Here is a 25436-nt window from a genome sequence, read left to right on the forward strand (position 1 = left end):
GCCGATCCTTGGAAATTCATGCTCAATATTGGTCTTCGTAACGCTTGGCGAGGTCTTCGATGTTTTCCGGCGGCCAGTCCGGCACTTCCATGCCGAGGTGCAGGCCCATCGCCGCGAGCACTTCCTTGATCTCGTTCAGCGACTTGCGGCCGAAGTTCGGGGTGCGCAGCATCTCGGCTTCGGTTTTCTGGATAAGATCGCCGATGTAGACGATGTTGTCGTTCTTCAGGCAGTTGGCCGAACGCACCGAAAGCTCGAGTTCGTCCACCTTCTTGAGCAGCGCCGGGTTGAAGGCGAGCTCGGTGACGGCCTCGGTGGCGACTTCCTTCTGCGGCTCGTCGAAATTGACGAACAGGCCAAGCTGGTCCTGCAGGATGCGGGCAGCGAAAGCCACCGCGTCCTCGCCCGAGATCGAACCGTCGGTCTCGATAGTCATGGTCAGCTTGTCATAGTCGAGAACCTGGCCCTCGCGGGTGTTCTCGACCTTGTAGGAGACCTTCTTGACCGGCGAATACAGGCTGTCGACCGGGATCAGGCCGATCGGCGCGTCTTCGGCGCGGTTGCGGTCGGCCGGCACGTAACCCTTGCCGGTGTCGACGGTGAATTCCATGCGGATTTCAGCGCCCTCGTCCAGCGTGCAGATGACGTGGTCGGGGTTGAGGATCTCGACGTCGCCAACCGTCTGGATGTCGCCAGCCAGAACCGCACCCGGGCCCTGCTTGCGAACGACCATGCGCTTGGGACCATCGCCTTCCATGCGGATGGCGATTTCCTTGATGTTGAGGACGATGTCGGTCACGTCCTCACGCACGCCGGCAATCGACGAGAATTCATGCAGAACGCCGTCGATCTGCACGGCGGTGACAGCCGCACCGCGCAGCGAAGACAAAAGCACGCGGCGCAGCGCGTTGCCGAGCGTCAGGCCGAAGCCACGCTCGAGCGGCTCGGCGACCAGCGTGGTCAGCGTCTTCTTCTTCGACGAGAACTCGATCTTGTTCGGCTTGATCAGTTCCTGCCAATTTTTCTGGATCATGATGCTTTCCTTCCGTTGACCCGCCACCATCCAATCGTGGCGGGCGACCTGGAGTGCCGTGGAGGAGCGCCTTGAGGCGCTCACGCGGCGTTCGGTAATGTCTTAGACGCGGCGCTTCTTGCGCGGGCGGCAGCCATTGTGCGGGATCGGCGTCACATCACGGATCGAGGTGATGGTGAAGCCGGCCGCCTGCAGGGCGCGAAGCGCCGATTCACGACCGGAGCCGGGTCCGCAGACCTCGACTTCGAGCATGCGCATGCCGTGTTCCTGGGCCTTCTTGGCGACGTCTTCGGCAGCCATCTGGGCGGCGAACGGGGTCGACTTGCGCGAACCCTTGAAGCCCTGGGCACCGGCCGACGACCAGGCAATGGAATTGCCCTGCGCGTCGGTGATGGTGATCATCGTGTTGTTGAAGGTCGAATTGACGTGGGCAACGCCCGACGAGATGTTCTTGCGTTCGCGACGGCGAACACGAGCGGCTTCCTTGGCCATGATAGTCCTTTCAGTTGATCTCTACACCGCCGTAATGCCAGCGGCTCCACCTTTGAAAGCGAGTAGTGAGCAGGGACCAGCGAATAGGGAACCCCTACTCGCTAATGGCTACTCGCTATTCGCTCACTTACTTCTTCTTGCCTGCAATCGACTTGGCCGGGCCCTTGCGGGTGCGTGCATTGGTGTGCGTGCGCTGGCCGCGAACCGGCAGCGAACGGCGGTGACGCAGACCGCGGTAGCAGCCGAGGTCCATGAGACGCTTGATGTTCATCGACACTTCGCGGCGCAGGTCGCCTTCGACCTGGTAGTCGCGGTCGATGGTCTCGCGGATCTGCAGCACTTCCGCGTCCGTCAGCTGGTTGACGCGGCGCTCGGCCGGGATGCCGACCTTGTCGACGATCTCCTGGGCGAACTTCTTGCCAATGCCGTGAATGTACTGAAGCGCAATGACGACGCGCTTGTTGGTCGGAATGTTGACGCCGGCTATACGAGCCATATTCTTCTCTTCTCCATGTGGGACCGGCCGGCCTTCAAAACAAGGCATGCGCGGCGCTGTTCAAATTACCCCGCGTCCGGTGGAGGCCGGCCCTTGCGGGAGTTCCCTAGTTTCAATGCGGCTGCCTTGCCCTTGCGGACAAGCAAGCCTCATGCCTGATAGGAAGACGGGCCGCCATAACCCAGCGAACCGTTCCAGTCAAGCGCAATCTTTACTTTGCCGTAACGGTTTCCCGCGTCACCGCCGCGAGCAGCGCTTCAATCTCCGCCGTCACGGTCTCGACAGGGGCCATGCCGTCGACACTCCTAAGCGAGCGTTTGGCATAATAATAGCCGATCAGCGGCGCGGTCTTCTTGTAATATTCCCGCAGGCGCTCTTCGAACACCACCGGATTGTCGTCCTTGCGCACCGGCTGTCCGGCGGCCTTGGCGTCGTCGGCGCGCTTGACGATGCGGCCGACCAGCGCTTTGTCGTCGACGACGAACTCGATCACGGCATCGAGGCCAATGCCGCGCTCGGCGAGCATCGATTCAACCGCATCAGCCTGCACCAGCGTGCGCGGATAGCCGTCGAGAATGAAACCGTTGATGCAATCGGGCTGATCGATGCGCTCGGCCACGATGGCGTTGACGATGGCGTCGGAAACCAGCTCGCCGGCATCCATCACCGCCTTGGCGCGCTTGCCGACTTCGGTGCCGGCCTGCACGGCCGCCCGCAGCATGTCACCCGTCGACAGCTGCGGTATGCCGTATTTTTCTACCAGTCTTTGTGCTTGCGTCCCCTTGCCCGCTCCTGGCGGCCCAAGCAATATCAATCTCATCTGGCCTTCTTCCCCCCGCGCAGCTTCGACTTCTTGATCAGGCCCTCATACTGGTGCGCGATCAGGTGACCCTGGATCTGCGCCACCGTATCGAGGGTTACACTGACCACGATCAGAAGCGATGTGCCACCGAGGTAGAATGGTACGCCAGTCGCCGAAATCAGGAACTCGGGCAGCAGGCACACCAGCACCAGATAGATGGCGCCGACGACGGTGATGCGCGTCAGGACATAGTCGATGTAATCGGCGGTGCGCTCACCCGGACGGTAGCCCGGAATGAAGCCGGAATGCTTCTTGAGCTGGTCGGCGGTGTCCTTCGGATTGAACACGATGGCCGTGTAGAAGAAGGCGAAGAACACGATCATTGCCGCATAGAACAGCATGTAGAGCGGCTGGCCGTGGCCGAGCGAGGCGAGCACGGTGCTTGCCCAGGCCGGCAGGTTTGTCGTCTGCGAGAAGCCGGCGACCGTTGCCGGCAGCAAAAGCAGCGACGACGCGAAGATCGGCGGAATGACGCCCGACGTGTTGAGCTTCAGCGGCAGATGCGAGGTATCGCCCTGGAACATGCGGTTGCCGACCTGGCGCTTCGGATACTGGATCAGCAGGCGGCGCTGCGCGCGCTCGAAGAACACGATCAGCGCGATGACGATGATAGCCAGCACGATGATCGCGAGTATCAGCCCGGTCGATAGGGCGCCGGTGCGGCCGAGCTCCAGCGTGCCGGAGATGGCGCGCGGCAGGCCGGCGACGATGCCGGAAAAGATGATCAGCGAAATGCCGTTGCCGATGCCGCGGGCGGTGATCTGCTCGCCCAGCCACATCAGGAACATGGTTCCGCCAACCAGCGTGACGACGGTCGAGATGCGGAAGAACATGCCGGGATCATTGACGATGCCGTTGCCGCCTTCCAGGCCCACCGAAATGCCGTAGGCCTGCACCAGCGCCAGGAGTACCGTGCCGTAGCGCGTGTACTGGTTGATGACCTTGCGGCCCTGCTCGCCTTCCTTTTTCAGCGCCTCCAGCGACGGAATGACCGAGGTCATCAGCTGCATGATGATGGAGGCTGAGATGTAAGGCATGATGCCGAGCGCGAAGATCGCCATGCGCTGCACGGCGCCGCCGGCGAACATGTTGAACATGCCGAGCACGCCCTTGGCCTGCGAAGAGAAGGCCTGCGCGAATGCATCCGGATTGATGCCGGGCAGCGGGATATAGGTGCCGAGGCGATAGACGAGCAGCGCGCCGACGGTGAACCAGATTCGCTTCTTCAGGTCCTCCGCCTTGGCGAAAGCCGCAAAATTCAGATTCGAGGCTAGTTGTTCAGCAGCCGAAGCCATGCCTGATTCTCCGCTAGAGCATGATGCCGAAAAGTGTGAAGCGGTTTTCGGACAACGTCATGCGCTACTTCTTTGATTTGTATGTCACGCTCGATGCCCGCAGCTCAGGCGGCGCGTGGCACCGAAGCTCACGAGATAAGCTCCGGGCTCTAAACATGCAAGCGGCCGCGTTGACGCGGCCGCCTAATTGATTGGATCAAAGCGCAATCGTGAACAAAAACGGATACCGTTCCTGCCGACCGCGCTTCAAATTGCCGTTACTCCGCTGCCGCTTCCGGCAGCTTGACCGAACCGCCGGCCTTTTCGATCTTCTCGATCGCGGCCTTGGAGGCGCCGGCGACGTCGAAGGCAAGCTTTGCCTTGAGCTCGCCGTCCGAGAGGATGCGCACGCCGTCCTTGACGCGGCGGATGACGCCGGCGGCAACGAGTGCCTCGGCCGTCACGGTCGCCTTGGCGTCGAGCTTCTTGGCATCGAGCGCCGTCTGGATACGAGCCAGCGACACGACGACAAAGCTCTTGGCGAAGATGTTATTGAAGCCACGCTTCGGCAGGCGCCGATAGAGCGGCATCTGGCCGCCCTCGAAGCCGTTGATGGCAACGCCGGAGCGCGCCTTCTGGCCCTTGACGCCGCGACCGCCGGTCTTGCCCGAGCCGGAGCCGATGCCACGGCCGAGACGCTTCTTGGAGTGCGTCGCGCCGTCCTTGTCACGCAGATCGTTGAGTTTCATCTGGGTTCTCCTGCGCTTTTGCTCAGCCCTCGTCCACGACGCGGACGAGATGCTGGACGGCAGCGATCATGCCGCGCACCGAGGGAGTGTCCTCCAGCGTGCGCTGCTTGTGCATCTTGTTGAGGCCGAGGCCGACCAGCGTTGCGCGCTGTTCCTTCGGGCGGCGGATCGGCGAACCGATCTGCTCAACGGTGATGGTCTTGGTTGCTTTCTTGGCCATGGTCAAAATCCCTGGTCAGATCGACTATTCTTCAGCCGCAACGGCGGTGCCGCGGCGGGCCTGAAGGGTCGAATATTTGATGCCGCGCGCAGCAGCCACATCCTTGGGATGCATCTGGCTCTTCAGCGCGTCGAATGTGGCACGAACCATGTTGTAGGGGTTCGACGAACCCATCGACTTGGCGACCACGTCATGCATGCCGAGCGTCTCGAAGACAGCGCGCATCGGGCCGCCGGCGATGATGCCGGTACCCTGCTTGGCAGCGCGCAGCAGCACGCGTCCGGCGCCCCAGCGTCCTTCGACGTCGTGGTGCAGCGTGCGGCCCGAGCGCAGCGGCACGAAAATCATGTCGCGCTTGGCCGACTCGGTTGCCTTGCGGATCGCTTCCGGCACTTCGCGCGCCTTGCCGTGACCGAAGCCGACACGGCCCTTCTGGTCGCCGACGACGACGAGTGCTGCAAAACCGAAGCGACGGCCGCCCTTGACGACCTTGGCGACGCGGTTGATGTGGACGAGCTTGTCCACCATGCCGTCATCGCGTTCTTCACGATCGCGGCCGCGGCCGCCATCCCTACGTTCCTGTGCCATATCCTGTTCCTTGTTCTTTTCCGGAAGCACGGTTGCTGATAAGATCCGGTGCGCCTCTTTGGGTCACCGGGGGCGAATTATTTTTCCTTGCATGATCTTGACCGAAAAGTCTGCAACTTTTTGCTGCGCTGACCTTCGGTTCGGAACAGGCAATTAGAAGCTCAGACCGCCTTCACGGGCAGCCTCGGCCAGCGCCTTGACGCGGCCGTGATAGATGTAGGCGCCGCGGTCGAAGACGACTTCCTTGACGCCGGCCTTCGAAGCGCGCTCGGCGATCAGCTTGCCAACAGCGGCTGCTGCCTCGGTGTCGGCGCCGGTCTTGAGCGAACCCTTGAGGTCCTTCTCGAGTGTCGATGCAGCCGCGATGGTATGGCCCTTGGCGTCGTCGATGACCTGCACGTAGATGTTCTTCGACGTGCGGTGAACCGAGAGACGCGGACGTTCGCCGGCGACCTTCTTGATCTGGCGGCGGACGCGCTGCGCGCGGCGCTGGATGGATTCCTTGGTAGCCATGATAGTCTTCCTTGCCTTCAAAAAACGGGGGCCGCCATGTGCGGTAGGCGAAAGCGCCTCCCGCGACTGCTCCCCGCGGCGTTGCACTTCTTTGGCCTGGCCTTTTCCGAAGAGTCTGCAACTTTTCGGGGCCAGGCCTACTACTTCTTCTTGCCTTCCTTGCGGACGATCTTCTCGCCGGCATAGCGGACACCCTTGCCCTTGTAGGCCTCGGGACCGCGATACTCGCGGATCTCGGCTGCAACCTGGCCGACCTGCTGCTTGTCGATGCCGGTCACGGTGATTTCCGTCGGCTTCGGCACAGTGATCGTGATGCCGGCCGGCGTCTCGTAAACGACGTCGTGGCTGAAGCCAAGCGCCAGCTGCAGGTTCTTGCCCTGGAGTGCCGCGCGATAGCCGACGCCGGTAATCTCGAGCTTCTTCTCGAAACCGTCCTTGACGCCCTGCAGGATGTTGACGATCTGCGTGCGCGACATGCCCCACTTGGAGCGGGCGGTCTTGGTCTGGTCGCGCGGCTGGACAGCGATTTCGCTGCCTTCCATCTTGACCAGCACTTCGTCGTTCACCACGAACTTCAGCTCGCCCTTGGGGCCCTTCGCCGTCACGGTCTGGCCGTTGACGGTCGCGGTCACGCCCTGCGGCAGCGAAACGGGTTTCTTTCCAATACGAGACATTTGGTTGTCCTCGTCACTTCTCTTGTTTCAGGTCTGCCGAATTAGAAAATCTGGCAGAGGATTTCGCCGCCGACATTCTGTTCGCGTGCTTCGTGATCGGCCATCACGCCCTTCGGCGTCGAAAGGATGGCGATGCCGAGGCCGTTGGCGACGTGCGGGATCGACTTGGCCGAGACGTAAACGCGGCGGCCAGGCTTCGAGACGCGGGCGATTTCGCGCACGACCGGAGCACCGTCGAAATACTTCAGCTCGATTTCGATTTCGGACTTGCCGTTGTCGAAGTCGGTCTGGCTGTAGTCGCGGATATAGCCTTCAGCCTTCAGCACGTCGAGGACGCGGGTACGCAGGCGCGAGGCCGGCGTCGAAACGCTCGACTTCTTACGGCCATACGCGTTGCGGATGCGGGTCAGCATATCGCCGAGAGGATCGCTCAATGACATGTTATGTCCTCCTTACCAGCTCGACTTGACCAGGCCCGGGATCTGGCCGTTATTGCCGAGATCACGAAGCGCGATGCGCGATACTTTGAGCTTGCGATAATAGGCGCGCGGACGGCCGGTAACTTCGCAGCGGTTGCGGATGCGGATCTTGGCCGAGTTGCGCGGCAGGGCAGCAAGCTTCAGCTGAGCGCGGAAACGCTCTTCCATCGGCTTGGACTGGTCCATGATGATCGCCTTGAGCGCTGCGCGCTTGGGACCGTACTGGTCGGCAAGCTTGCGGCGCCTGTTGTTCTTCTCGACTGAGCTGGTCTTTGCCATTTCAGATTTTTCCTTTTCTCGCTGCCGTTACTGGCGGAAGGGGAAGTTGAAGGCCTTGAGCAACGCCCTGGCTTCGTCGTCCGTTTTCGCAGTCGTACAAACGATGACGTCCATGCCCCAGATCTGATCAACCTTGTCGTAGTTGATCTCCGGGAACACGATGTGTTCCTTGATGCCCATGGCGTAGTTGCCACGGCCATCGAAGCTCTTCGGATTCAGTCCGCGAAAGTCGCGGACGCGCGGCAGTGCGATGTTCACGAGACGGTCGAGGAACTCGTACATGCGTTCCTTGCGCAGCGTGACCTTGGCGCCGATCGGCATCTTCTCGCGGACCTTGAAGCCGGCGATCGAATTACGGGCGCGGGTGACGACGGCCTTCTGGCCGGCGATCATCGCCAGGTCTTCGGCCGCGATCGAAGGCTTCTTCGAATCCGCGGTCGCTTCGCCGACGCCCATGTTCAGCACGATCTTGTCGATGCGCGGAACCTGCATCTCGTTCTCGTAACCGAACTGCTCCTGCAGCGCCTTGCGGATGGTCTCGTTGTAGACCTGCTTGAGGCGCGGCGTGTTCTGGGCCTTGGACTGTTTGCTTTCAGCCTTGGGCTTCGTGGTTTGAGCCTTAGCCATTGATGACTTCTCCCGAGCGCTTGGCGACGCGCACCTTCTTGCCGTCCTTCTGGAAGATGAAGCCGACGCGGGTCGGCTTGCCATCCTTGGGGTCGGCCAGCGCGATGTTCGACAGCTGGATCGGCGCTTCCTTGGTGATGATCCCGCCCTCTTGGGACTGGGACTGCTTCTGGTGACGACGGATCATGTTGACGCCGCGCACCAGCGCGGTGTCTTCCTTCGGCTGAACCGAAAGGACTTCGCCCGAACGGCCCTTGTCCTTGCCGGCCAGCACGACGACCTTGTCGCCTTTTCTAATCTTTTGCATTGGTCCGGCTCCTTACAGCACTTCAGGCGCGAGCGAGATGATCTTCATGTGGTTCTTGGCGCGGAGTTCGCGCGGAACCGGTCCGAAGATACGCGTGCCGATCGGCTCTTTCTTGTTGTCGACGAGAACGGCCGCGTTCTTGTCGAAACGGATCACGCTGCCGTCCGGGCGGCGGATGTCCTTGGCCGTGCGAACCACGACCGCCTTCATCACATCGCCCTTCTTAACGCGGCCGCGCGGAATGGCTTCCTTGATCGACACCACGATGATGTCGCCTACGGAAGCGTATTTCCGCTTCGAGCCGCCCAGCACCTTGATGCACATGACACGACGGGCGCCGGAATTATCCGCGACGTCGAGGTTTGTTTGCATCTGAATCATGACTGGCCGCCTTCTTCTCTTCTAACGGGACGGGCTCAAAGCCCCTCCCCGGTCTGTCCAAAATTCGGTTTGTTACGCCTGGTCCGAAGACACGACGATCCAGCGCTTGTCCTTGGAAATCGGCTTCGATTCCTGGATGAACACCTGATCGCCGACCTTGTGGGCGTTGTTCTCGTCGTGCGCCTTGTACTTCTTGGTCATGCGCACGGTCTTCTTCATCACGGGATGCGTGAAGCGCCGTTCGACCTTGACGACTACCGTCTTCTCGTTCTTGTCGCTGACGACAGTGCCCTGCAGAATGCGCTTTGGCATGATTTTCGTCCTTAAGCCTTCTTGGCCGCGGACTTTTCCGCAGCGATGGTCTTGATACGCGCAATGTCCTTGCGAACCTGCCGCACGCGCGCGGTCTTCTCGAGCTGGCCGGTGGCCTTCTGGAAGCGCAGGTTGAACTGCTCCTTCTTCAGGCTGGCCAGATCGTCGGTCAGCTGGTCCTGGGTCTTGGTCCGGATGTCTTCGGCTTTCATGATCAGCCCGTCCTTATTCTGCGATGCGCTGTACGAAGCGCGTCCTGACCGAGAGCTTGGCCGCGCCGAGACGCAGCGCCTCACGGGCGGTTTCTTCGTTGACGCCGTCGATCTCGAACATGATGCGGCCCGGCTTTACGCGCGCCGCCCAGTAATCGACAGCGCCCTTGCCCTTGCCCATGCGCACTTCAGTCGGCTTCGACGTCACCGGCACATCAGGGAAAATACGGATCCACACGCGGCCGGCACGCTTCATCTCACGAGTGATCGCGCGGCGGGCCGCTTCGATCTCACGCGCGGTGACGCGGTTCGGCTCAAGCGCCTTCAGCCCGAAACCACCGAAATCCAGGTTGGTGCCGCCCTTTGCGGTACCATGGATACGGCCCTTGAACTGCTTGCGGAACTTTGTGCGCTTTGGCTGCAGCATCGTTCTAACTCCAAATTCCTAAATAATCAGGCGTTTTCGCGACGACGACCGCGTTCGCGATCACCACCACCGCCATGCGCAGCATCACCCTCGGTCGCGCGACGCTCCGAAGCCATCGGATCGTGCTCGAGGATTTCGCCCTTGAACACCCAGACCTTGACGCCGCAGATGCCGTAAGCCGTGTGCGCCTCGGCCGTGCCATAGTCGACATCGGCGCGCAGCGTATGCAGCGGCACGCGGCCCTCGCGGTACCATTCCATGCGCGCAATCTCGGCGCCGCCGAGACGGCCGGCGCAGTTGATGCGGATGCCTTCGGCGCCCAGGCGCATGGCCGACTGAACGGCGCGCTTCATGGCGCGGCGGAACGCGATACGACGCTCGAGCTGCTGGGCGATCGACTGGGCGACCAGGGTCGCGTCGATTTCCGGCTTGCGCACTTCAACGATGTTCAAGTGCGTCTCGGACTTCGTCATCTCCATCAGCTTCTTGCGAAGCTTCTCGATGTCGGCGCCCTTCTTGCCGATGATCAGGCCCGGGCGCGCCGCATGGATGGTGACGCGGCACTTCTTGTGCGGGCGCTCGATCACGACCTTCGAAATCGCAGCCTGCTTGAGTTCCTTTTCAAGATATTTGCGGATCTTGATGTCCTCATGCAGCAGCTTGCCGTACTCGCCGGTGTTCGCGAACCAGCGCGAATCCCAGGTGCGGTTGATGCCGAGGCGCAGACCGATCGGATTGACTTTCTGGCCCATTATGCGGCCTCCCCTTTTTCTTCGACTTCACGAACGACGATCGTGAGGTGCGAGAACGGCTTTTCGATACGGCTGGCGCGACCGCGGCCACGAGCATGGAACCGCTTCATGACGATCGACTTGCCGACATAGGCTTCCGCCACGATCAGCGCATCGACGTCGAGGTCGTGGTTGTTTTCCGCGTTGGCGATCGCCGATTCCAGCGTCTTCTTGACCGTGCCGGAAATCCGCTTGGCCGAGAATTCGAGATCGGAAAGCGCTGTCGCGACCTTCTTGCCGCGGATCAGCGCGGCAACCAGGTTCAGCTTCTGCGGGCTGATACGGATCGTGCGCAGAACGGCGCGCGCTTCGTTGTCAGCAAGCCTGCGCGGAGCTTTGGCCTTGCCCATGATTATTTCCTCTTCGCCTTCTTATCCGCGCCGTGACCGTAATAGGTCCGGGTCGGAGCGAATTCACCGAACTTGTGACCGACCATGTCCTCGTTCACCGAGACGGGAACATGCTTCTGGCCGTTGTAGACACCGAAGGTGAAGCCGACGAACTGCGGCAGGATGGTGGAGCGACGGCTCCACATCTTGATCACATCATTGCGACCACCTTCACGAACCTTGTCCACCTTCTTGAGAAGGTAGCCGTCGATGAAGGGGCCTTTCCAAATAGAACGAGTCACTTGGCGTTACCTCTTCTTAGCTCTTGCGCTGATGGCGCGAGCGCAGGATGAACTTGTCGGTCGCCTTGTTGGACCGCGTCTTCTTGCCCTTGGTCGGCTTGCCCCACGGGCTGACCGGATGACGGCCACCGGAGGTGCGGCCTTCACCACCGCCATGCGGATGGTCGACCGGGTTCATGGTCACGCCGCGATTGTGCGGGCGCTTGCCGCGCCAGACCGTGCGGCCGGCCTTGCCGTCGTTGATGTTGCCGTGGTCGGGGTTCGACACGGCGCCGACGGTGGCCATGCAGGAGCCGTGAACGACCCGCTGCTCGCCCGAGTTGAGGCGCAGGATCGCCATGCCCTGGTCGCGACCGACCAGCTGTCCGTAGCCACCTGCCGAGCGGGCAACCTGGGCGCCCTTGCCCGGCTTCAGCTCGATGTTATGGACGATCGTGCCGACCGGCATCGAGGCCAGCGGCATCGCATTGCCTGGCTTCACGTCGACCGATTCACCGGCCACGATCTTGTCGCCGGCGGCAAGGCGCTGCGGAGCGATGATGTAGGACAGCTCGCCATCGTCATACTTGATCAGCGCGATGAAGGCGGTGCGGTTCGGATCGTATTCAATGCGCTCGACCGTGCCGACGACGTCGAACTTGCGGCGCTTGAAGTCGATGATGCGGTACGAACGCTTGTGACCGCCGCCGATGAAGCGGGCCGTGATGCGGCCGTGATTGTTGCGGCCGCCCGACTTGGTCAGGCCTTCGGTCAGGCCCTTGACGGGCTTGCCCTTGTAGAGGCCCGAGCGGTCGACGATGACCAGCTGGCGGGTGCTCGGCGTTACCGGGTTGAATTTTTTAAGTGCCATGTTTGTTGTCCTCGCGGCCTAGCTCAGAGACCCGTCGCGACGTCGATCGACTGGCCGTCGGCCAGTGTCACAATCGCCTTCTTGACGTCGCTCTGGCGGCCGATCGTGCCGCGGAAGCGCTTGATCTTGCCCTTGCGGACAAGCGTGTTCACGGCCGTAACCTTGACGCCAAACAGCGCTTCGACAGCGGCCTTGATTTCCGGCTTCGACGCCTTCTTGGCGACGTTGAAAACAACCTGGTTGTTCTCGGAAGCCATGGTCGACTTTTCGGTGATCGCCGGCGAGACGATCACGTCGTAATGACGGAGGTCGGTCATTTAAAGCGCTCCTCGAGAGCCTCGACGGCGGCCTTCGAAAGGACCAGCGTGCCGCGGCGCAGAATGTCGTAGACGTTGATGCCCTGGATGGGCAGCACGTCGATGTTCGGGATGTTGGTCGCCGCCAGCTTGAAGTTCTGGTCAAGCTCGGCACCGCCGATCACCAAGGCGTTGGTCAGGCCCAGCGTCGCGAAATTCGCGATCAGCGCCTTCGTCTTGGCCTCGGTCAGCTTCAGCTCGTCGATGATGATGATCGACGCGCTCTTGGCCTTGGCCGAGAGAGCATGCCGCAAGCCCAGAGCGCGCACCTTCTTCGGCAGATCGTGCTCGTGGCTGCGAACGACCGGGCCGTGGGCCTTGCCGCCGCCGCGGAACTGCGGAGCGCGTGCCGAATGGTGACGGGCGCGGCCCGTACCCTTCTGCTTGTACATCTTGGCGCCGGTGCGCGCGATTTCGGCGCGGCCCTTGGCCTTGTGCGTGCCCTGCTGGCGCTTGGCCAGCTGCCAGCGCACGACGCGCTGCAGGATGTCCTCGCGCGGATCAAGGCCGAAAATCTCCTCGGAGAGTTTCACCTTGCCGGCGTCCTTGCCGCCAAGCGTTGTGATCTTGAGATCCATTATTCTGCTCCCTCTGCGGCCGGAGCCTCGTTCTTGGCGCCATTCTCGGCGGCAACGGCGCGGATCGCGGCAGGCTTCGGCGCATTGGCCGGCAGTGCCACCTTGGCCGCATCGCGGACCAGGATCCAGGCGCCCTTCGATCCGGGAACCGCACCGCGGATCAGGATCAGGCCGCGATCGGCGTCGGTCGAAACGATCTCGACATTCTGTGTGGTAACGCGGGTGTCGCCCATGTGGCCAGCCATATGCTTGCCCTTGAACACTTTGCCCGGGTCCTGACGCTGGCCGGTCGAACCGTGCGTACGGTGCGAAACCGAGTTGCCGTGCGTCGCGCGGCCACCACCCATGTGGTGGCGCTTGATGACGCCCTGGAAACCCTTGCCGATTGTCGTCCCCGTCACATCGACCTTCTGGCCGGCGACGAAGTGCTCGACGGTGATCTCGGCGCCGACATCGATCATGTTGTCAGCGGAGACGCGGAACTCGGCGACCTTCGCCTTCGGCTCGACGGAAGCGGTCGCGAAATGGCCGCGCATCGCCTTCGACGTGTTCTTCACCTTGGCAAGGCCAACGCCGAGCTGGACGGCGGTATAGCCGTTCTTCTCCTGCGTGCGCTGAGCCACGACCTGGCAGTTCTCCATCTGAAGAACGGTGACGGGAACATGTTCCCCGGCATCATTATAGATGCGGGTCATTCCCACCTTCTTTGCAATCACACCTGAACGCATCGGTTCAATTCCTTTAGAGTTCCGGGCCAGGGGCACCGCCCCTTACCGCGCTCTCATTCCCTTAGAGCTTGATCTCGACGTCGACACCGGCGGCCAGATCGAGCTTCATCAAAGCATCGACCGTCTGCGGGGTCGGATCGACGATGTCGAGCAGACGCTTGTGCGTGCGCATCTCGAACTGCTCGCGGCTCTTCTTGTCGACGTGAGGCGACCGGTTGACCGTGAACTTTTCGATCCGCGTCGGCAGCGGAATGGGGCCGCGGACGTTTGCTCCGGTGCGCTTGGCCGTCGACACGATTTCTTTCGTCGAGGCGTCGAGCACGCGGTGATCAAACGCCTTCAGGCGGATGCGGATATTCTGTCCGTTCATGCGTCACTTCCTTGTTCTGGCGCGGCGCGGGCAAATCCTGCGCCCGCGACAGATCGGTTTAAGTCCAAATTACTCTTTGATGGTGACGACGATGCCGGCACCGACGGTGCGGCCGCCTTCACGGATGGCGAAGCGCAGCTTCTCTTCCATGGCGATCGGCACGATCAGCTCGACATCGACCGTGATGTTGTCGCCGGGCATAACCATTTCCGTGCCTTCCGGCAGCGACACGATGCCGGTCACGTCGGTCGTGCGGAAGTAGAACTGCGGACGGTAGTTGGTGAAGAACGGCGTGTGACGGCCACCTTCGTCCTTGGTCAGGATGTAGGCTTCGGCCACGAACTTCTTGTGCGGCTTCACCGTACCGGGCTTGGCCAGAACCTGGCCGCGCTCGACGCCTTCACGATCAACGCCGCGCAGCAGCGCGCCGATGTTGTCGCCGGCCTGGCCCTGATCGAGCAGCTTGCGGAACATCTCGACGCCCGTGCAGGTCGTCTTGGTCGTCGGACGGATGCCGATGATTTCCAGTTCCTCGCCGACCTTGACGATGCCGCGCTCGACGCGGCCGGTGACGACCGTGCCACGGCCCGAGATCGAGAACACGTCTTCGATCGGCATCAGGAACGGCTTGTCCAGCGGACGAACCGGCGTCGGGATATAGGCATCGACCGCAGCCATCAACTCGCGGATCGCATCTTCGCCGATGGTCTTGTTGGAATCTTCCAGAGCAGCCAGCGCCGAACCCTTGACGATCGGAATGTCGTCGCCGGGGAACTCGTTCTTCGACAGAAGCTCGCGAACCTCGAGCTCGACCAGTTCGAGCAGCTCGGCGTCGTCGACCTGGTCGACCTTGTTCAGGAACACCACGATCGACGGCACGCCGACCTGACGGGCAAGCAGGATGTGCTCGCGGGTCTGCGGCATCGGGCCGTCGGCGGCCGACACGACCAGGATCGCGCCGTCCATCTGCGCGGCGCCCGTGATCATGTTCTTCACATAGTCGGCGTGGCCGGGGCAGTCGACATGGGCATAATGGCGCGCTGCCGTCTCGTATTCGACGTGCGCCGTCGAAATGGTGATGCCGCGGGCCTTCTCTTCGGGCGCCGCATCGATCTGGTCGTAGCGCTTGTACTCGCCAAAATACTTCGTGATCGCCGCCGTCAGCGACGTCTTGCCATGATCGACGTGGCCAATCGTGCCAATGTTCACATGAGGCTTGTTACGCTCGAATTTACCTTTTGCCATGTGATGTCTCCAATCTGCTCGCCCGTACGGGCCTTGAATTAAGTTACCGATGCAACCCGTTCAGGTTACGCGTATTTCTTCTGGACTTCCTGGGCGACCGCAGTCGGCACAGGCTCATAGTGATCGAACTGCATCGTGTAGGCCGCGCGGCCCTGGCTCATCGAGCGCAGGTTGTCGACGTACTTGAACATGTTGGCCAGCGGCACCATCGCGTTGATGACGACAGCCACGCCACGCGCTTCCTGGCCCTGGATCTGGCCGCGACGGCCGTTCAGGTCGCCGATGACGCTGCCGACATAGTCTTCCGGCGTCACGACTTCGACCTTCATGATCGGCTCGAGCAGCTGCACGCCAAGCTTGGGTGCGGCTTCACGGAAACAGGCGCGGCCGGCGATTTCGAAGGCCAGGACGCTGGAGTCAACATCATGGTAAGCGCCGTCGATAAGCGTCGCCTTGACGCCGATCATCGGGAAGCCCGCGAACGGACCCGACGACATGACGCTGTTGATGCCCTTTTCGACACCCGGGATGTATTCCTTGGGAACCGCACCGCCGACGATCTTGGTCTCGAACTCGAACTCCGAGCTTTCCGGGTTCGGTTCGAACACGATCTTGACGCGGGCGAACTGACCGGTACCGCCGGTCTGCTTCTTGTGGGTGTAGTCCTGCTCGTGCCTGCGGGTGATGGTCTCGCGGTAAGCCACCTGCGGCGCGCCGACATTGGCCTCGACCTTGAACTCGCGACGCATGCGGTCGACGATGATGTCGAGGTGAAGCTCGCCCATGCCCGAAATGATGGTCTGGCCACTTTCCTCGTCGGTCTTGACGCGGAAGGACGGATCCTCGGCGGCCAGGCGGTGAAGGGCGAGGCCCATCTTTTCCTGGTCGTTCTTGGTCTTCGGCTCGATGGCGATCTGGATGACCGGATCGGGGAATTCCATGCGCTCGAGGATGACCGGGTGCAGCGGATCGCTGAGCGTGTCGCCGGTGGTCGTGTCCTTGAGGCCAGCCAGAGCGACGATGTCGCCGGCAAAGGCTTCTTCGACGTCGGCGCGCGAATTCGCATGCATCTGCAGCATGCGGCCGATGCGCTCTTTCTTGCCCTTGACGGTGTTGTCGACCGAGATGCCCTTGGTCAGCTTGCCCGAATAGATGCGGGCAAAGGTCAGCGAGCCGACGAACGGGTCGTTCATGATCTTGAAGGCCAGCATCGACAGCGGCTCGTTGTCGTCGGCATGACGCTCGATCTCGGCGTCGGTCTTGGCGTCGACGCCCTTGATGGCGGGAACATCGGCCGGCGACGGCAGGTATTCGACGACGGCGTCGAGCAGCGGCTGCACGCCCTTGTTCTTGAAGGCCGAGCCACAGAACATCGGGTAGAACTTGACCGCGATGGTGCCCTTGCGGATCAGCGCGCGGATCTCGTCATTCGACGGCATCTTGCCTTCGAGGTAATTCTCGAGTGCCGTCTCGTCCATTTCGACAGCGGCTTCGATCATCTTCTCGCGGTATTCTTCGGCGCGAGCCTGCAGGTCGGCCGGGATCTCGACGACGTCCCAGGCAGCGCCCAGCGTCTCGTCGCGCCAGACCAGCGCGTTCATCTCGACGAGATCGACGACACCCTTGAACTCGGTCTCAGCGCCGATCGGCAGCTGCATGACGACGGCATGCGCACCAAGACGCGAGCCGATCATCTCGACCGAGCGGTAGAAGTCGGCGCCGATCTTATCCATCTTGTTGCAGAAGATCATGCGCGGAACTTTATACTTGTCGGCCTGGCGCCAGACGGTTTCCGTCTGCGGCTCGACACCGGCATTGGCATCGAGCAGCGCAATGGCGCCGTCGAGCACGCGCAGCGAACGCTCGACTTCGATGGTGAAGTCGACGTGTCCGGGAGTGTCGATGATGTTGAAGCGGTACATCTTGCCGCTGCGACCCTTCCAGAAGGTCGTGGTGGCGGCGGACGTGATCGTGATGCCGCGTTCCTGCTCCTGCTCCATCCAATCCATGGTGGCAGCGCCGTCGTGGACTTCGCCGATCTTGTGCGACTTGCCCGTGTAATAGAGGACGCGCTCGGTGGTCGTCGTCTTGCCGGCGTCAATATGCGCCATGATACCGAAATTGCGGTAGTCTTCGATTTTATATTCGCGGGCCATCTTGGATGCCTTCTCAGTCTCGTTCGCGCTTTACCAGCGGTAGTGTGCGAAAGCGCGGTTGGCTTCTGCCATCTTGTGGGTGTCTTCACGCTTCTTCACGGCGGTGCCGCGGTTATTGGCCGCGTCCATCAGCTCGCCGGAGAGGCGGTCGACCATGGTGGTCTCGTTGCGGTTGCGGGCCGCGGCGATCAGCCAGCGGATCGCCAGGGCCTGACGGCGCTCGGGGCGCACATCGACCGGAACCTGGTAGGTAGCGCCGCCGACGCGGCGCGACCGGACTTCCACATGCGGCGCGACATTGTCGAGCGCCTGATGGAAGACGGTGACCGGCTCCTGCTTGGTCTTCGACTGAACCTGGTCGAGCGCACCGTAGACGATGGTCTCGGCAACCGACTTCTTGCCGTCATACATAACGGCGTTCATGAACTTGGTAACGATCAGATCGCCGAACTTCGGGTCCGGATTGATCTCACGCTTTTCTGCACTGTGACGACGCGACATGGCTTTTGTCTCTCAATCTCGTAGCCCGACGCATTCAAGCAGCGCCAGGGCCGGAAAATCTTACTTCGGACGCCCCTTACTTCGGACGCTTGGCGCCGTACTTCGAACGGCGCTGCTTGCGGTTCTTCACGCCCTGCGTGTCGAGCACGCCGCGGATGATGTGGTAGCGCACGCCCGGAAGATCCTTGACGCGGCCGCCGCGGATCATGACCACGGAGTGTTCCTGAAGGTTGTGGCCTTCGCCGGGGATGTAGCCGATCACTTCAAAGCCGTTGGTCAGGCGGATCTTGGCCACCTTGCGCAGTGCCGAGTTCGGCTTCTTCGGCGTCGTTGTATAGACGCGCGTGCAGACGCCCCGCTTCTGCGGGTTCTGCTGCATGGCCGGGACCTTGTTGCGCTTCACCGGCGCAATGCGCGGCTTGCGGATCAGCTGGTTGACGGTAGGCATTAAACCCTCTTGTCTCTCAATTCCGTGTCTCGCCCGGTCAGGGCCGCTCAAAGCGCCAATTCCATACGCAAATTCGGGCCATAAACCGCGCCTCGCGGTCCTGCCCGAACAAAATGCAGAGGAAGCGGGAACCGCTTCATGCGCGCCGGAAATGTCTTTTCGCTCGTAAAACGAACCCTGTTTGAGGCAAACTCCAAAGCGTGTCGCTTCGGAAGGGAGAGCCTCACATCGGTTCTGACTGGGCGGCTTCTACTCGCAAGACCGTGAACCGTCAACCCCGGCACGCCAAATATTGCGCGCTGACGACGGCTTGGCAGCCATGCGAAAAACGCATGTAATTTTCTTTCTTCGTTTTGCAAGGCAGAGGAAGAAAGTGACCGGGGCAGACAAGAAAGTGACCGGCTTTTGGCTGTCATGCGCGGGTTCTTCATGGCAAAAGGCGCCATGGACAGCCCAAAACCCCTCGCCCGCCCCCGCCTCAAGAGGAATCAGCCCGTGAACGACAATGAGGAACGCCCGGTCACCATCGTCACCGGCCGGGTCTGGAAAAAGAAGGGCGGCAAGCCGGAAGGCGTCCATGTGATGCTGGTTGCGCCCGACGACGATTCGGCCGTGCGCCGGGTGCTCGAATCGCTTGCGGCCGAAGGCTATGCCGAAGTCGAGCTCGACCAGATCGGCGATATGGACGGCGAACCCGACGAGGAGCCGCATCTGTCAGCCTTTCAGGGTGCCCTCGAAGGTGAGGTGTCGATCGTCACGTTTGACGTGCCGCTCTGAGCGTCACAGGCTGCTTGCGCCTGTACCGCGCCGGCTTGCCCGGCACCGGTTCTCTGCTAAGAACCAAGCGACTTAACAAGCCAAATTCGAATCCGCGGAGTCCCCATGCCCTCGAACAATGGTCCCATCAAGCTCGGCATCGTCGGCGTCGGCAAGATCGTGCGCGACCAGCATCTGCCGGCAGTGGCCAAGGATGCGGACTACCGCCTCATCGCCGCTGCCAGCCGGCACGGCAAGGTGGACGGCATCCCGAATTTTCCGACCATTGAGGCGATGCTCGACGCGGTGCCCGACCTCGAGGCCGTCTCGCTGTGCATGCCGCCGCAGTTCCGCTACGACGCGGCACGCACCGCGCTGATGGCGAAGAAGCATGTTTTCCTGGAGAAGCCGCCGGGCGCCACCGTCAGCGAGGTCGAGGACCTGAAGCGGCTGGCGGCAGCCAGTGGCGTCTCACTGTTCGCCAGCTGGCATTCGCGCTACGCGCCGGCGGTGGAAGCCGCGCGTGCCTTCCTGGCGTCGGCCAAGGTCAACTCGGCCGCCATCGTCTGGAAGGAAGATGTCCGCCGCTGGCATCCGAACCAGGATTGGATCTGGGCGCCGGGCGGTTTCGGCGTCTTCGATCCCGGCATAAACGCACTGTCGATCGCAACCCACATCCTGCCGGCGATGTTCATCACCTCGGCCGTCCTCGACTTCCCGGAAAACCGCGCCTCGCCTGTGGCGGCCCACGTGACCTTCCGCACCTCGGATGGGTTGCCGGTGACCATGGAGCTCGACTGGCTGCAGACGGGACCACAGAGCTGGGACATCCGGGCGGACACCGACAAGGGCAAGATGGTGCTGTCCGGCGGCGGCACCAAGCTTGCCATCGACGGCAAGTTGGTTCACGACGAGCCGGAGGCCGAATACCCCCAGCTTTACCGGCGCTTCGCCGAAGTCGTACGCGACGGCGTCTCCGATGTCGATTTGGCACCCCTGCAGCACGTCGCCGACGCGTTCATGCTCGGCAAGCGCAATGTGGTGGAAGCGTTCTTCGATTGAGCGATGAGTTCTGCCGGACCGCAGTCCGGACACTCACCATGCAGCCTTACTCGACGATCGCAATCGCAAACCCGTCATAGCCTTTGGCGCCGACGGTCTGGATGGCGGTGCCGTCCAGGCCATTGTCGCCGCCGATGAAGGAAAACGCACCGCGTGCGCCTTCGACATACGCGTCACGGCCATCGTCGTTGAGCACGGTGCCGTCGCGGATGACGTTGTCGCAGATGATGACCGTCCCCGGCCGCGACAGGCGCATGGCCCATGACAGATAATTCGGATTGTTCGGCTTGTCGGCGTCGATGAAGATCAGATCGAACGGAGCGGCATTTTCGGCAACCAGCGTCTCAAGCGACTGAAGCGCGGGGCCGATCCTGAGCTCGACCTTGTCCGACACCCCTGCCCGCTCGAGATTCGAGTGCGCGACTTTTGCATGATGCGGCTCGAGTTCGAGCGTCACGATCTTGCCGCCGACGGGCAATCCCCTTGCCATCCAGATGGTCGAGTAGCCGCCAAGCGTGCCGATCTCCAGCACCTTCCTGGCGCCGCTGATGCGGACCAGCAGCGACAGCAGCTTGCCCTGCGCCGGCGATACGTCGATGGCCGGCAGGCCCTGGTCGCGGTTGGCCGCAAGCACCGCTTCGAGGATGGGATCTGCCTCGAAGAGAGAGGAAACGATGTAGTCGTCGACGTCAGTCCAAACCTTCTTGCTCATGTTTTCCTCGATTCGATTGGGGGTCAAAACGCGAAAAGGGGCCACTGGGGCCCCCTTCCTTCTTCTCGTCCTACCGCGCTTACTGCGCGGCGTTGACCATGTCGGTCAGCATCGGCTCAGCGACCTCGACACCGGAGGCCTTGCGGCGCTCGTCGATGATCAGTTCGTCGCGCGAGGTGGCGATGCGCCGGATCTGGCTCATCGTGCCGCCGGTACCGGCCGGGATCAGCCGGCCGACGATGACGTTTTCCTTCAGGCCCTGCAGCATGTCGGTCTTGCCGGCAACCGCAGCTTCGGTCAGCACCCTGGTCGTCTCCTGGAAGGAGGCGGCCGAGATGAAGGACGGCGTCTGCAGCGAGGCCTTGGTGATGCCCAGCAGCACCGGCTGGCCTTCGGCCGGCTTCTTGCCGTCCTCGACCAGGCGCTCGTTGACCTCTTCCAGTTCGATCACGTCGACGTGGTCGCCCGGAATGTAGGTCGAGTCGCCCTGCACCGTGATCTCGACCTTCTGCAGCATCTGGCGAACGATCACCTCGATGTGCTTGTCATTGATCGACACGCCCTGCAGACGGTAGACTTCCTGGATTTCGTTCACGAGGTAGGAAGCAAGTGCTTCCACGCCCTTGATCGCCAGGATGTCGTGCGGCGCCGGATTGCCGTCGAGGATGTAGTCGCCCTTCTCGATGACGTCGCCGTCCTGGAGATGGAACGGCTTGCCCTTCGGGATCAGGTATTCGACCGGCTCAAGCGTCGAGTCATGCGGCTCGATGATGATGCGGCGCTTGTTCTTGTAGTCGCGGCCGAAGCGGATCGTGCCATCGATCTCGGCGATGATGGCGTGATCCTTCGGACGACGTGCCTCGAACAGTTCGGCAACACGCGGCAGACCGCCGGTGATGTCCTTGGTCTTGGCGCTTTCCATCGGGATACGCGCCAAAACGTCGCCGGGACGAACCTGCGAACCCGGCTCGACCGAAAGAATGGCCTCGACCGAGAGCAGGAAGCGGGCGTCGCCGCCCTTCGACAGCTTGCCGACCTTGCCCTTCGGGTCAAGGATGGCGATCGCCGGCTTGAGGTCGTTGCCGCGTGGCGTCGAGCGCCAGTCGATAACCTCGCGCTTGGTGATGCCGGTCGATTCGTCGGCCGTTTCCTGAACGGAAATGCCGTCGACCAGATCCTCGTACGACACCTTGCCCTCGATTTCGGTGAGGACGGGGCGGGTATAGGGATCCCATTCGGCGATACGCTGGCCGCGCTTCACCTTGTCGCCATCGTCCACGAAGATGCGCGAACCATAGGTAAGGCGATGCGAGGCACGCTCCTTGCCGGCTTCGTCGAGGATCAGCACCGCCATGTTGCGGCCCATGACCATCTGCTGGCCGTCCGAGTTGCGCACCACGTTGCGGTTGCGGATCTCGACCTTGCCCTCATACGAGGCTTCAAGGAACGAGCTGTCCACCACCTGCGCCGTACCGCCCATGTGGAAGGTACGCATGGTGAGCTGGGTCCCCGGCTCGCCGATCGACTGCGCCGCGATAACGCCGACGGCTTCGCCCTGGTTGACCGGGGTGCCGCGGGCAAGATCGCGTCCGTAGCAGACCGCACAGACGCCGATCCTGACCTCGCAGGTCAGTGCCGAGCGAATGCGGACCGACTGCACGCCGGCCTTTTCGATCTTTTCCACGTCACGTTCGTCCATCAGCGTTCCGGCCTTGACCAGAACCTCACCCGAAACCGGATGCGTGATGTCGTCGAGCGAGGTGCGGCCCAGCACGCGCTGGCCGACCGAAGCGACGACCTGACCGGCATCGACGATCGGCTGCATGGTGAGGCCCTTGTCGGTGCCGCAATCCACGGAGTTGACGATGCAGTCCTGCGCCACGTCGACCAGACGACGGGTGAGGTAGCCCGAGTTCGCCGTCTTCAAGGCGGTGTCGGCCAGACCCTTGCGGGCGCCGTGGGTCGAGTTGAAGTACTCGAGCACGGTCAGGCCTTCCTTGAAGTTCGAGATGATCGGCGTCTCGATGATTTCACCCGAGGGCTTTGCCATCAGGCCGCGCATGCCGGCGAGCTGACGCATCTGGGTGGGCGAACCACGCGCACCCGAATGCGACATCATGTAGATCGAGTTCATCGGCTTTTGACGGCCACTGTCCTCGAACTCGACGGCCTTGATGCGGGCCATCATCTCGTCGGCGACCTTTTCCGAGCACTTGGCCCAGGCGTCGACGACCTTGTTGTACTTCTCGCCCTGCGTGATCAGGCCGTCATTGTACTGCTGCTCGTATTCCTTGGCCAAAGCCTCGGTGTCGGAAACCAGCTTGATCTTGGCGTCCGGGATCAGCATGTCGTCCTTGCCGAACGAAATGCCGGCGCGGCAGGCGTGGCTGAAGCCGAGGGCCATGATGCGGTCGCAGAAAATGACCGTCTCCTTCTGACCGCAGTGGCGGTAGACGGTGTCGATCATCTTGGAGATGTTCTTCTTGGTCATCTCCTGGTTGGCCGTCTCGTAAGGCACATTGACGTTCTTCGGCAGCAGCTCGCCGATGATCATGCGGCCAGGCGTGGTGTCGTAGATTTTCGACACGACCTTGCCTTCGGCGTCGACCGTGCGGAAACGACCCTTGATCTTGGAGTGCAGCGTCACCGCCTTGGTCTCGAGCGCGTGCTGGAGTTCGCCCATGTCGGCAAACACCATGCCTTCGCCCGGCTCGTTCTGATTGACGATCGAGAGATAGTAGAGACCCAGGACCATGTCCTGCGAAGGCACGATGATCGGCGCGCCGGAAGCCGGGTGCAGGATGTTGTTGGTCGACATCATCAGCACGCGGGCTTCAAGCTGCGCTTCCAACGAGAGCGGCACGTGAACGGCCATCTGGTCGCCGTCGAAGTCGGCGTTGAAGGCCGTGCAGACCAGCGGATGCAGCTGGATCGCCTTGCCTTCGATCAGGATCGGCTCGAACGCCTGGATGCCGAGGCGGTGCAGCGTCGGTGCACGGTTCAACAGCACCGGATGCTCGCGGATGACCTCGTCGAGGATATCCCAGACTTCCGGACGCTCCTTCTCGACCAGCTTCTTGGCCTGCTTGACGGTCGAGGAGAACCCCTTGGCGTCGAGGCGGGCGTAGATGAACGGCTTGAACAGTTCGAGCGCCATCTTCTTCGGCAGGCCGCATTGGTGCAGCTTGAGCTCCGGACCGGTGACGATGACCGAACGGCCCGAATAGTCGACGCGCTTGCCGAGCAGGTTCTGGCGGAACCGGCCCTGCTTGCCCTTCAACATGTCGGACAGCGACTTCAGCGGACGCTTGTTGGCGCCGGTGATGACGCGGCCGCGACGGCCGTTGTCGAACAGCGCATCGACGGCTTCCTGCAGCATGCGCTTTTCATTGCGCACGATGATGCCGGGGGCGCGCAGCTCGATCAGCCGCTTCAGACGGTTGTTGCGGTTGATGACGCGGCGATAGAGATCGTTCAGGTCGGACGTCGCGAAACGTCCACCATCCAGAGGAACCAGCGGGCGCAGGTCCGGCGGGATCACCGGAACCACCTTCATGATCATCCATTCCGGACGGTTGCCGGACTCCATGAAGTTCTCGACGACCTTGAGTCGCTTCAGATACTTCTTCTGCTTCAGCTCGGACGTGGTCGAAGCCAGTTCCGAACGCAGGTCGCCGGCGATCTTCTCCAGGTCCATGCCGGCCAGAAGGTCATGAATGGCCTCGGCGCCGATCATGGCGGTGAACGAATCCTCGCCATACTCGTCGACGGCGATCATGTACTCTTCCTCGCTGAGCAGCTGGTGCTCCTTCAGCGCGGTTAGGCCAGGCTCGGTGACGATGTAGTTCTCGAAGTAGAGGACGCGCTCGATGTCCTTCAGGGTCATGTCGAGCAGCGTGCCGATGCGCGACGGCAGCGACTTCAGGAACCAGATGTGAGCGACAGGTGCCGCCAGCTCGATGTGGCCCATGCGCTCGCGGCGAACGCGCGACAGCGTGACTTCGACGCCGCACTTTTCGCAGATGACGCCCTTGTACTTCATGCGCTTGTACTTGCCGCACAGGCATTCATAGTCCTTGATCGGGCCAAAAATGCGCGCGCAGAACAGACCGTCACGCTCCGGCTTGAAGGTGCGGTAGTTGATGGTCTCCGGCTTCTTGATCTCGCCGAACGACCAGGACAGAATCTTCTCAGGGCTGGCGAGCGATATCCGGATGGAATCGAACACCTGCGCCGGCGCCTGCGGATTGAAGAGATTCATGACCTCTTGGTTCATGCCGTTCTCCTTTTCGGGGTCCTCGAAAACCCCTTGCATCTAACGCGGGCC

34 protein-coding genes are annotated in these 25436 nt (G+C 61.9%); 2 read left to right on the plus strand and 32 right to left on the minus strand.

Features of this window, described 5'->3' with window-relative positions:
• Nucleotides 1–22 precede the first annotated feature (22 nt).
• From AC3CCE_RS19585 to rpsL, 30 genes are all read right to left on the minus strand, one after another.
• Nucleotides 23–1033, minus strand: coding sequence for a DNA-directed RNA polymerase subunit alpha (locus AC3CCE_RS19585; RefSeq protein ID WP_023682599.1), 1011 nt, complete (start codon nt 1031–1033; stop codon nt 23–25).
• Between the two features lie 102 nt (nt 1034–1135).
• Nucleotides 1136–1525 (minus strand): 30S ribosomal protein S11, encoded by a 390-nt coding sequence (rpsK, locus tag AC3CCE_RS19590; RefSeq protein WP_006205444.1) that lies wholly within the window; start codon nt 1523–1525, stop codon nt 1136–1138.
• Between the two features lie 127 nt (nt 1526–1652).
• On the minus strand, nt 1653–2021 hold the full coding sequence (gene rpsM / locus AC3CCE_RS19595; RefSeq protein ID WP_006205445.1) for a 30S ribosomal protein S13: 369 nt from the start codon (nt 2019–2021) through the stop codon (nt 1653–1655).
• Nucleotides 2022–2232: 211 nt separating this feature from the next.
• On the minus strand, nt 2233–2841 hold the full coding sequence (locus AC3CCE_RS19600; RefSeq protein ID WP_023726809.1) for an adenylate kinase: 609 nt from the start codon (nt 2839–2841) through the stop codon (nt 2233–2235).
• Nucleotides 2838–4178 (minus strand): preprotein translocase subunit SecY, encoded by a 1341-nt coding sequence (gene secY, locus AC3CCE_RS19605; RefSeq protein WP_023672761.1) that lies wholly within the window; start codon nt 4176–4178, stop codon nt 2838–2840. The genes AC3CCE_RS19600 and secY overlap by 4 nt, the downstream gene beginning before the upstream one ends.
• A 257-nt stretch (nt 4179–4435) precedes the next feature.
• Nucleotides 4436–4906, minus strand: coding sequence for a 50S ribosomal protein L15 (gene rplO / locus AC3CCE_RS19610; protein WP_023672760.1), 471 nt, complete (start codon nt 4904–4906; stop codon nt 4436–4438).
• A 22-nt stretch (nt 4907–4928) separates the two neighbouring features.
• The gene (rpmD, locus tag AC3CCE_RS19615) at nt 4929–5126 is read right to left on the minus strand and encodes a 50S ribosomal protein L30 (RefSeq protein ID WP_006205449.1); all 198 of its coding nucleotides are present in this window, start codon (nt 5124–5126) and stop codon (nt 4929–4931) included.
• A gap of 24 nt (nt 5127–5150) precedes the next feature.
• Nucleotides 5151–5714 (minus strand): 30S ribosomal protein S5, encoded by a 564-nt coding sequence (gene rpsE / locus AC3CCE_RS19620; RefSeq protein ID WP_006333394.1) that lies wholly within the window; start codon nt 5712–5714, stop codon nt 5151–5153.
• Between the two features lie 153 nt (nt 5715–5867).
• Nucleotides 5868–6227 carry a 50S ribosomal protein L18 gene (gene rplR / locus AC3CCE_RS19625; RefSeq protein ID WP_023682602.1) on the minus strand — a complete coding sequence of 120 codons (360 nt, stop codon included), beginning with the start codon at nt 6225–6227 and terminating at the stop codon, nt 5868–5870.
• Nucleotides 6228–6367: 140 nt separating this feature from the next.
• Nucleotides 6368–6901 (minus strand): 50S ribosomal protein L6, encoded by a 534-nt coding sequence (gene rplF / locus AC3CCE_RS19630; RefSeq protein WP_352626289.1) that lies wholly within the window; start codon nt 6899–6901, stop codon nt 6368–6370.
• A 41-nt stretch (nt 6902–6942) separates the two neighbouring features.
• Entirely contained in the window at nt 6943–7341 is a 399-nt protein-coding gene (gene rpsH, locus AC3CCE_RS19635) for a 30S ribosomal protein S8 (protein ID WP_006205453.1), read from the minus strand.
• 12 nt (nt 7342–7353) lie between these two features.
• Nucleotides 7354–7659: a 30S ribosomal protein S14 gene (gene rpsN / locus AC3CCE_RS19640; protein ID WP_010909282.1), complete on the minus strand. Its 306-nt coding sequence runs from the start codon at nt 7657–7659 to the stop codon at nt 7354–7356.
• Between the two features lie 27 nt (nt 7660–7686).
• On the minus strand, nt 7687–8286 hold the full coding sequence (gene rplE, locus AC3CCE_RS19645) for a 50S ribosomal protein L5 (RefSeq protein ID WP_023672755.1): 600 nt from the start codon (nt 8284–8286) through the stop codon (nt 7687–7689).
• Nucleotides 8279–8593, minus strand: coding sequence for a 50S ribosomal protein L24 (rplX, locus tag AC3CCE_RS19650; protein ID WP_013531428.1), 315 nt, complete (start codon nt 8591–8593; stop codon nt 8279–8281). Before rplX ends, rplE begins: the two co-directional genes overlap by 8 nt.
• Nucleotides 8594–8605: 12 nt before the next feature.
• A complete protein-coding gene (gene rplN / locus AC3CCE_RS19655; RefSeq protein WP_006205457.1) occupies nt 8606–8974 on the minus strand; it encodes a 50S ribosomal protein L14 in 369 nt (122 codons plus the stop codon).
• 72 nt (nt 8975–9046) lie between these two features.
• Nucleotides 9047–9286: a 30S ribosomal protein S17 gene (rpsQ, locus tag AC3CCE_RS19660; protein WP_010909280.1), complete on the minus strand. Its 240-nt coding sequence runs from the start codon at nt 9284–9286 to the stop codon at nt 9047–9049.
• Nucleotides 9287–9297: 11 nt separating this feature from the next.
• Nucleotides 9298–9498 (minus strand): 50S ribosomal protein L29, encoded by a 201-nt coding sequence (gene rpmC, locus AC3CCE_RS19665; protein WP_006205459.1) that lies wholly within the window; start codon nt 9496–9498, stop codon nt 9298–9300.
• Nucleotides 9499–9511: 13 nt separating this feature from the next.
• Nucleotides 9512–9925, minus strand: coding sequence for a 50S ribosomal protein L16 (rplP, locus tag AC3CCE_RS19670; protein WP_006205460.1), 414 nt, complete (start codon nt 9923–9925; stop codon nt 9512–9514).
• A gap of 26 nt (nt 9926–9951) precedes the next feature.
• On the minus strand, nt 9952–10677 hold the full coding sequence (gene rpsC / locus AC3CCE_RS19675) for a 30S ribosomal protein S3 (protein WP_023672753.1): 726 nt from the start codon (nt 10675–10677) through the stop codon (nt 9952–9954).
• Nucleotides 10677–11066: a 50S ribosomal protein L22 gene (rplV, locus tag AC3CCE_RS19680; RefSeq protein ID WP_006205462.1), complete on the minus strand. Its 390-nt coding sequence runs from the start codon at nt 11064–11066 to the stop codon at nt 10677–10679. The genes rpsC and rplV overlap by 1 nt, the downstream gene beginning before the upstream one ends.
• A gap of 2 nt (nt 11067–11068) precedes the next feature.
• On the minus strand, nt 11069–11347 hold the full coding sequence (gene rpsS / locus AC3CCE_RS19685) for a 30S ribosomal protein S19 (RefSeq protein ID WP_352626290.1): 279 nt from the start codon (nt 11345–11347) through the stop codon (nt 11069–11071).
• Nucleotides 11348–11363: 16 nt separating this feature from the next.
• Nucleotides 11364–12197, minus strand: a complete 834-nt coding sequence (gene rplB / locus AC3CCE_RS19690; protein ID WP_023706515.1) for a 50S ribosomal protein L2 — start codon at nt 12195–12197, stop codon at nt 11364–11366.
• Nucleotides 12198–12220: 23 nt separating this feature from the next.
• On the minus strand, nt 12221–12514 hold the full coding sequence (locus AC3CCE_RS19695) for a 50S ribosomal protein L23 (RefSeq protein ID WP_023672751.1): 294 nt from the start codon (nt 12512–12514) through the stop codon (nt 12221–12223).
• Nucleotides 12511–13131: a 50S ribosomal protein L4 gene (gene rplD / locus AC3CCE_RS19700; RefSeq protein ID WP_023672750.1), complete on the minus strand. Its 621-nt coding sequence runs from the start codon at nt 13129–13131 to the stop codon at nt 12511–12513. Before rplD ends, AC3CCE_RS19695 begins: the two co-directional genes overlap by 4 nt.
• Nucleotides 13131–13859: a 50S ribosomal protein L3 gene (gene rplC / locus AC3CCE_RS19705; protein WP_352511939.1), complete on the minus strand. Its 729-nt coding sequence runs from the start codon at nt 13857–13859 to the stop codon at nt 13131–13133. Before rplC ends, rplD begins: the two co-directional genes overlap by 1 nt.
• A gap of 61 nt (nt 13860–13920) precedes the next feature.
• Nucleotides 13921–14229: a 30S ribosomal protein S10 gene (rpsJ, locus tag AC3CCE_RS19710; RefSeq protein ID WP_010909272.1), complete on the minus strand. Its 309-nt coding sequence runs from the start codon at nt 14227–14229 to the stop codon at nt 13921–13923.
• Nucleotides 14230–14298: 69 nt separating this feature from the next.
• Nucleotides 14299–15474, minus strand: coding sequence for an elongation factor Tu (tuf, locus tag AC3CCE_RS19715; RefSeq protein ID WP_023723394.1), 1176 nt, complete (start codon nt 15472–15474; stop codon nt 14299–14301).
• Between the two features lie 65 nt (nt 15475–15539).
• Nucleotides 15540–17630 carry an elongation factor G gene (gene fusA / locus AC3CCE_RS19720; protein ID WP_023667430.1) on the minus strand — a complete coding sequence of 697 codons (2091 nt, stop codon included), beginning with the start codon at nt 17628–17630 and terminating at the stop codon, nt 15540–15542.
• A gap of 30 nt (nt 17631–17660) precedes the next feature.
• Complete coding sequence (rpsG, locus tag AC3CCE_RS19725; protein WP_008875664.1) at nt 17661–18131, minus strand: 30S ribosomal protein S7; 471 nt, start codon at nt 18129–18131, stop codon at nt 17661–17663.
• A gap of 76 nt (nt 18132–18207) precedes the next feature.
• On the minus strand, nt 18208–18579 hold the full coding sequence (gene rpsL, locus AC3CCE_RS19730; RefSeq protein ID WP_006333356.1) for a 30S ribosomal protein S12: 372 nt from the start codon (nt 18577–18579) through the stop codon (nt 18208–18210).
• A 495-nt stretch (nt 18580–19074) separates the two neighbouring features.
• Here rpsL and AC3CCE_RS19735 point away from each other — a divergent pair, with 495 nt between their 5' ends.
• Together AC3CCE_RS19735 and AC3CCE_RS19740 are read left to right on the plus strand one after the other, a co-directional pair.
• The gene (locus AC3CCE_RS19735; RefSeq protein ID WP_023694876.1) at nt 19075–19356 is read left to right on the plus strand and encodes a hypothetical protein; all 282 of its coding nucleotides are present in this window, start codon (nt 19075–19077) and stop codon (nt 19354–19356) included.
• 105 nt (nt 19357–19461) lie between these two features.
• A complete protein-coding gene (locus AC3CCE_RS19740) occupies nt 19462–20397 on the plus strand; it encodes a Gfo/Idh/MocA family protein (RefSeq protein ID WP_023702452.1) in 936 nt (311 codons plus the stop codon).
• A gap of 46 nt (nt 20398–20443) precedes the next feature.
• Here the strand turns inward: AC3CCE_RS19740 and AC3CCE_RS19745 are convergent, their stop codons facing one another.
• Both AC3CCE_RS19745 and rpoC read right to left on the minus strand, forming a co-directional pair.
• Nucleotides 20444–21109, minus strand: a complete 666-nt coding sequence (locus AC3CCE_RS19745) for an O-methyltransferase (RefSeq protein WP_023702453.1) — start codon at nt 21107–21109, stop codon at nt 20444–20446.
• Between the two features lie 79 nt (nt 21110–21188).
• Complete coding sequence (gene rpoC / locus AC3CCE_RS19750) at nt 21189–25385, minus strand: DNA-directed RNA polymerase subunit beta' (RefSeq protein WP_023667434.1); 4197 nt, start codon at nt 25383–25385, stop codon at nt 21189–21191.
• Nucleotides 25386–25436: the final 51 nt, after the last annotated feature.

The organism is Mesorhizobium sp. P160187 (assembly GCF_057766425.1).

What these genes read in the sequence shown, in the direction of transcription:
- rplD (WP_023672750.1), bottom strand. Translation starts at nt 13,131, where the DNA reads ATGGATCTCAAGATCACAACGCTTGGCGGCAAGGACGCCGGCAAGGTG.
- rplF (WP_352626289.1), bottom strand. Translation starts at nt 6,901, where the DNA reads ATGTCTCGTATTGGAAAGAAACCCGTTTCGCTGCCGCAGGGCGTGACC.
- rpsM (WP_006205445.1), bottom strand. Translation starts at nt 2,021, where the DNA reads ATGGCTCGTATAGCCGGCGTCAACATTCCGACCAACAAGCGCGTCGTC.
- rpsJ (WP_010909272.1), bottom strand. Translation starts at nt 14,229, where the DNA reads ATGAACGGACAGAATATCCGCATCCGCCTGAAGGCGTTTGATCACCGC.
- rpoC (WP_023667434.1), bottom strand. Translation starts at nt 25,385, where the DNA reads ATGAACCAAGAGGTCATGAATCTCTTCAATCCGCAGGCGCCGGCGCAG.
- rplR (WP_023682602.1), bottom strand. Translation starts at nt 6,227, where the DNA reads ATGGCTACCAAGGAATCCATCCAGCGCCGCGCGCAGCGCGTCCGCCGC.
- rpsE (WP_006333394.1), bottom strand. Translation starts at nt 5,714, where the DNA reads ATGGCACAGGAACGTAGGGATGGCGGCCGCGGCCGCGATCGTGAAGAA.
- AC3CCE_RS19745 (WP_023702453.1), bottom strand. Translation starts at nt 21,109, where the DNA reads ATGAGCAAGAAGGTTTGGACTGACGTCGACGACTACATCGTTTCCTCT.
- AC3CCE_RS19585 (WP_023682599.1), bottom strand. Translation starts at nt 1,033, where the DNA reads ATGATCCAGAAAAATTGGCAGGAACTGATCAAGCCGAACAAGATCGAG.
- AC3CCE_RS19740 (WP_023702452.1), top strand. Translation starts at nt 19,462, where the DNA reads ATGCCCTCGAACAATGGTCCCATCAAGCTCGGCATCGTCGGCGTCGGC.
- rplX (WP_013531428.1), bottom strand. Translation starts at nt 8,593, where the DNA reads ATGCAAAAGATTAGAAAAGGCGACAAGGTCGTCGTGCTGGCCGGCAAG.
- rpsQ (WP_010909280.1), bottom strand. Translation starts at nt 9,286, where the DNA reads ATGCCAAAGCGCATTCTGCAGGGCACTGTCGTCAGCGACAAGAACGAG.
- rpsC (WP_023672753.1), bottom strand. Translation starts at nt 10,677, where the DNA reads ATGGGCCAGAAAGTCAATCCGATCGGTCTGCGCCTCGGCATCAACCGC.
- AC3CCE_RS19600 (WP_023726809.1), bottom strand. Translation starts at nt 2,841, where the DNA reads ATGAGATTGATATTGCTTGGGCCGCCAGGAGCGGGCAAGGGGACGCAA.
- tuf (WP_023723394.1), bottom strand. Translation starts at nt 15,474, where the DNA reads ATGGCAAAAGGTAAATTCGAGCGTAACAAGCCTCATGTGAACATTGGC.
- rplP (WP_006205460.1), bottom strand. Translation starts at nt 9,925, where the DNA reads ATGCTGCAGCCAAAGCGCACAAAGTTCCGCAAGCAGTTCAAGGGCCGT.
- rplC (WP_352511939.1), bottom strand. Translation starts at nt 13,859, where the DNA reads ATGCGTTCAGGTGTGATTGCAAAGAAGGTGGGAATGACCCGCATCTAT.
- rpmD (WP_006205449.1), bottom strand. Translation starts at nt 5,126, where the DNA reads ATGGCCAAGAAAGCAACCAAGACCATCACCGTTGAGCAGATCGGTTCG.
- AC3CCE_RS19695 (WP_023672751.1), bottom strand. Translation starts at nt 12,514, where the DNA reads ATGACCGACCTCCGTCATTACGACGTGATCGTCTCGCCGGCGATCACC.
- rplO (WP_023672760.1), bottom strand. Translation starts at nt 4,906, where the DNA reads ATGAAACTCAACGATCTGCGTGACAAGGACGGCGCGACGCACTCCAAG.
- rplE (WP_023672755.1), bottom strand. Translation starts at nt 8,286, where the DNA reads ATGGCTAAGGCTCAAACCACGAAGCCCAAGGCTGAAAGCAAACAGTCC.
- rpsG (WP_008875664.1), bottom strand. Translation starts at nt 18,131, where the DNA reads ATGTCGCGTCGTCACAGTGCAGAAAAGCGTGAGATCAATCCGGACCCG.
- rpsK (WP_006205444.1), bottom strand. Translation starts at nt 1,525, where the DNA reads ATGGCCAAGGAAGCCGCTCGTGTTCGCCGTCGCGAACGCAAGAACATC.
- rpsL (WP_006333356.1), bottom strand. Translation starts at nt 18,579, where the DNA reads ATGCCTACCGTCAACCAGCTGATCCGCAAGCCGCGCATTGCGCCGGTG.
- secY (WP_023672761.1), bottom strand. Translation starts at nt 4,178, where the DNA reads ATGGCTTCGGCTGCTGAACAACTAGCCTCGAATCTGAATTTTGCGGCT.
- rpsN (WP_010909282.1), bottom strand. Translation starts at nt 7,659, where the DNA reads ATGGCAAAGACCAGCTCAGTCGAGAAGAACAACAGGCGCCGCAAGCTT.
- rpmC (WP_006205459.1), bottom strand. Translation starts at nt 9,498, where the DNA reads ATGAAAGCCGAAGACATCCGGACCAAGACCCAGGACCAGCTGACCGAC.
- rplN (WP_006205457.1), bottom strand. Translation starts at nt 8,974, where the DNA reads ATGATTCAGATGCAAACAAACCTCGACGTCGCGGATAATTCCGGCGCC.
- rpsH (WP_006205453.1), bottom strand. Translation starts at nt 7,341, where the DNA reads ATGTCATTGAGCGATCCTCTCGGCGATATGCTGACCCGCATCCGCAAC.
- rplV (WP_006205462.1), bottom strand. Translation starts at nt 11,066, where the DNA reads ATGGGCAAGGCCAAAGCTCCGCGCAGGCTTGCTGACAACGAAGCGCGC.
- rplB (WP_023706515.1), bottom strand. Translation starts at nt 12,197, where the DNA reads ATGGCACTTAAAAAATTCAACCCGGTAACGCCGAGCACCCGCCAGCTG.
- fusA (WP_023667430.1), bottom strand. Translation starts at nt 17,630, where the DNA reads ATGGCCCGCGAATATAAAATCGAAGACTACCGCAATTTCGGTATCATG.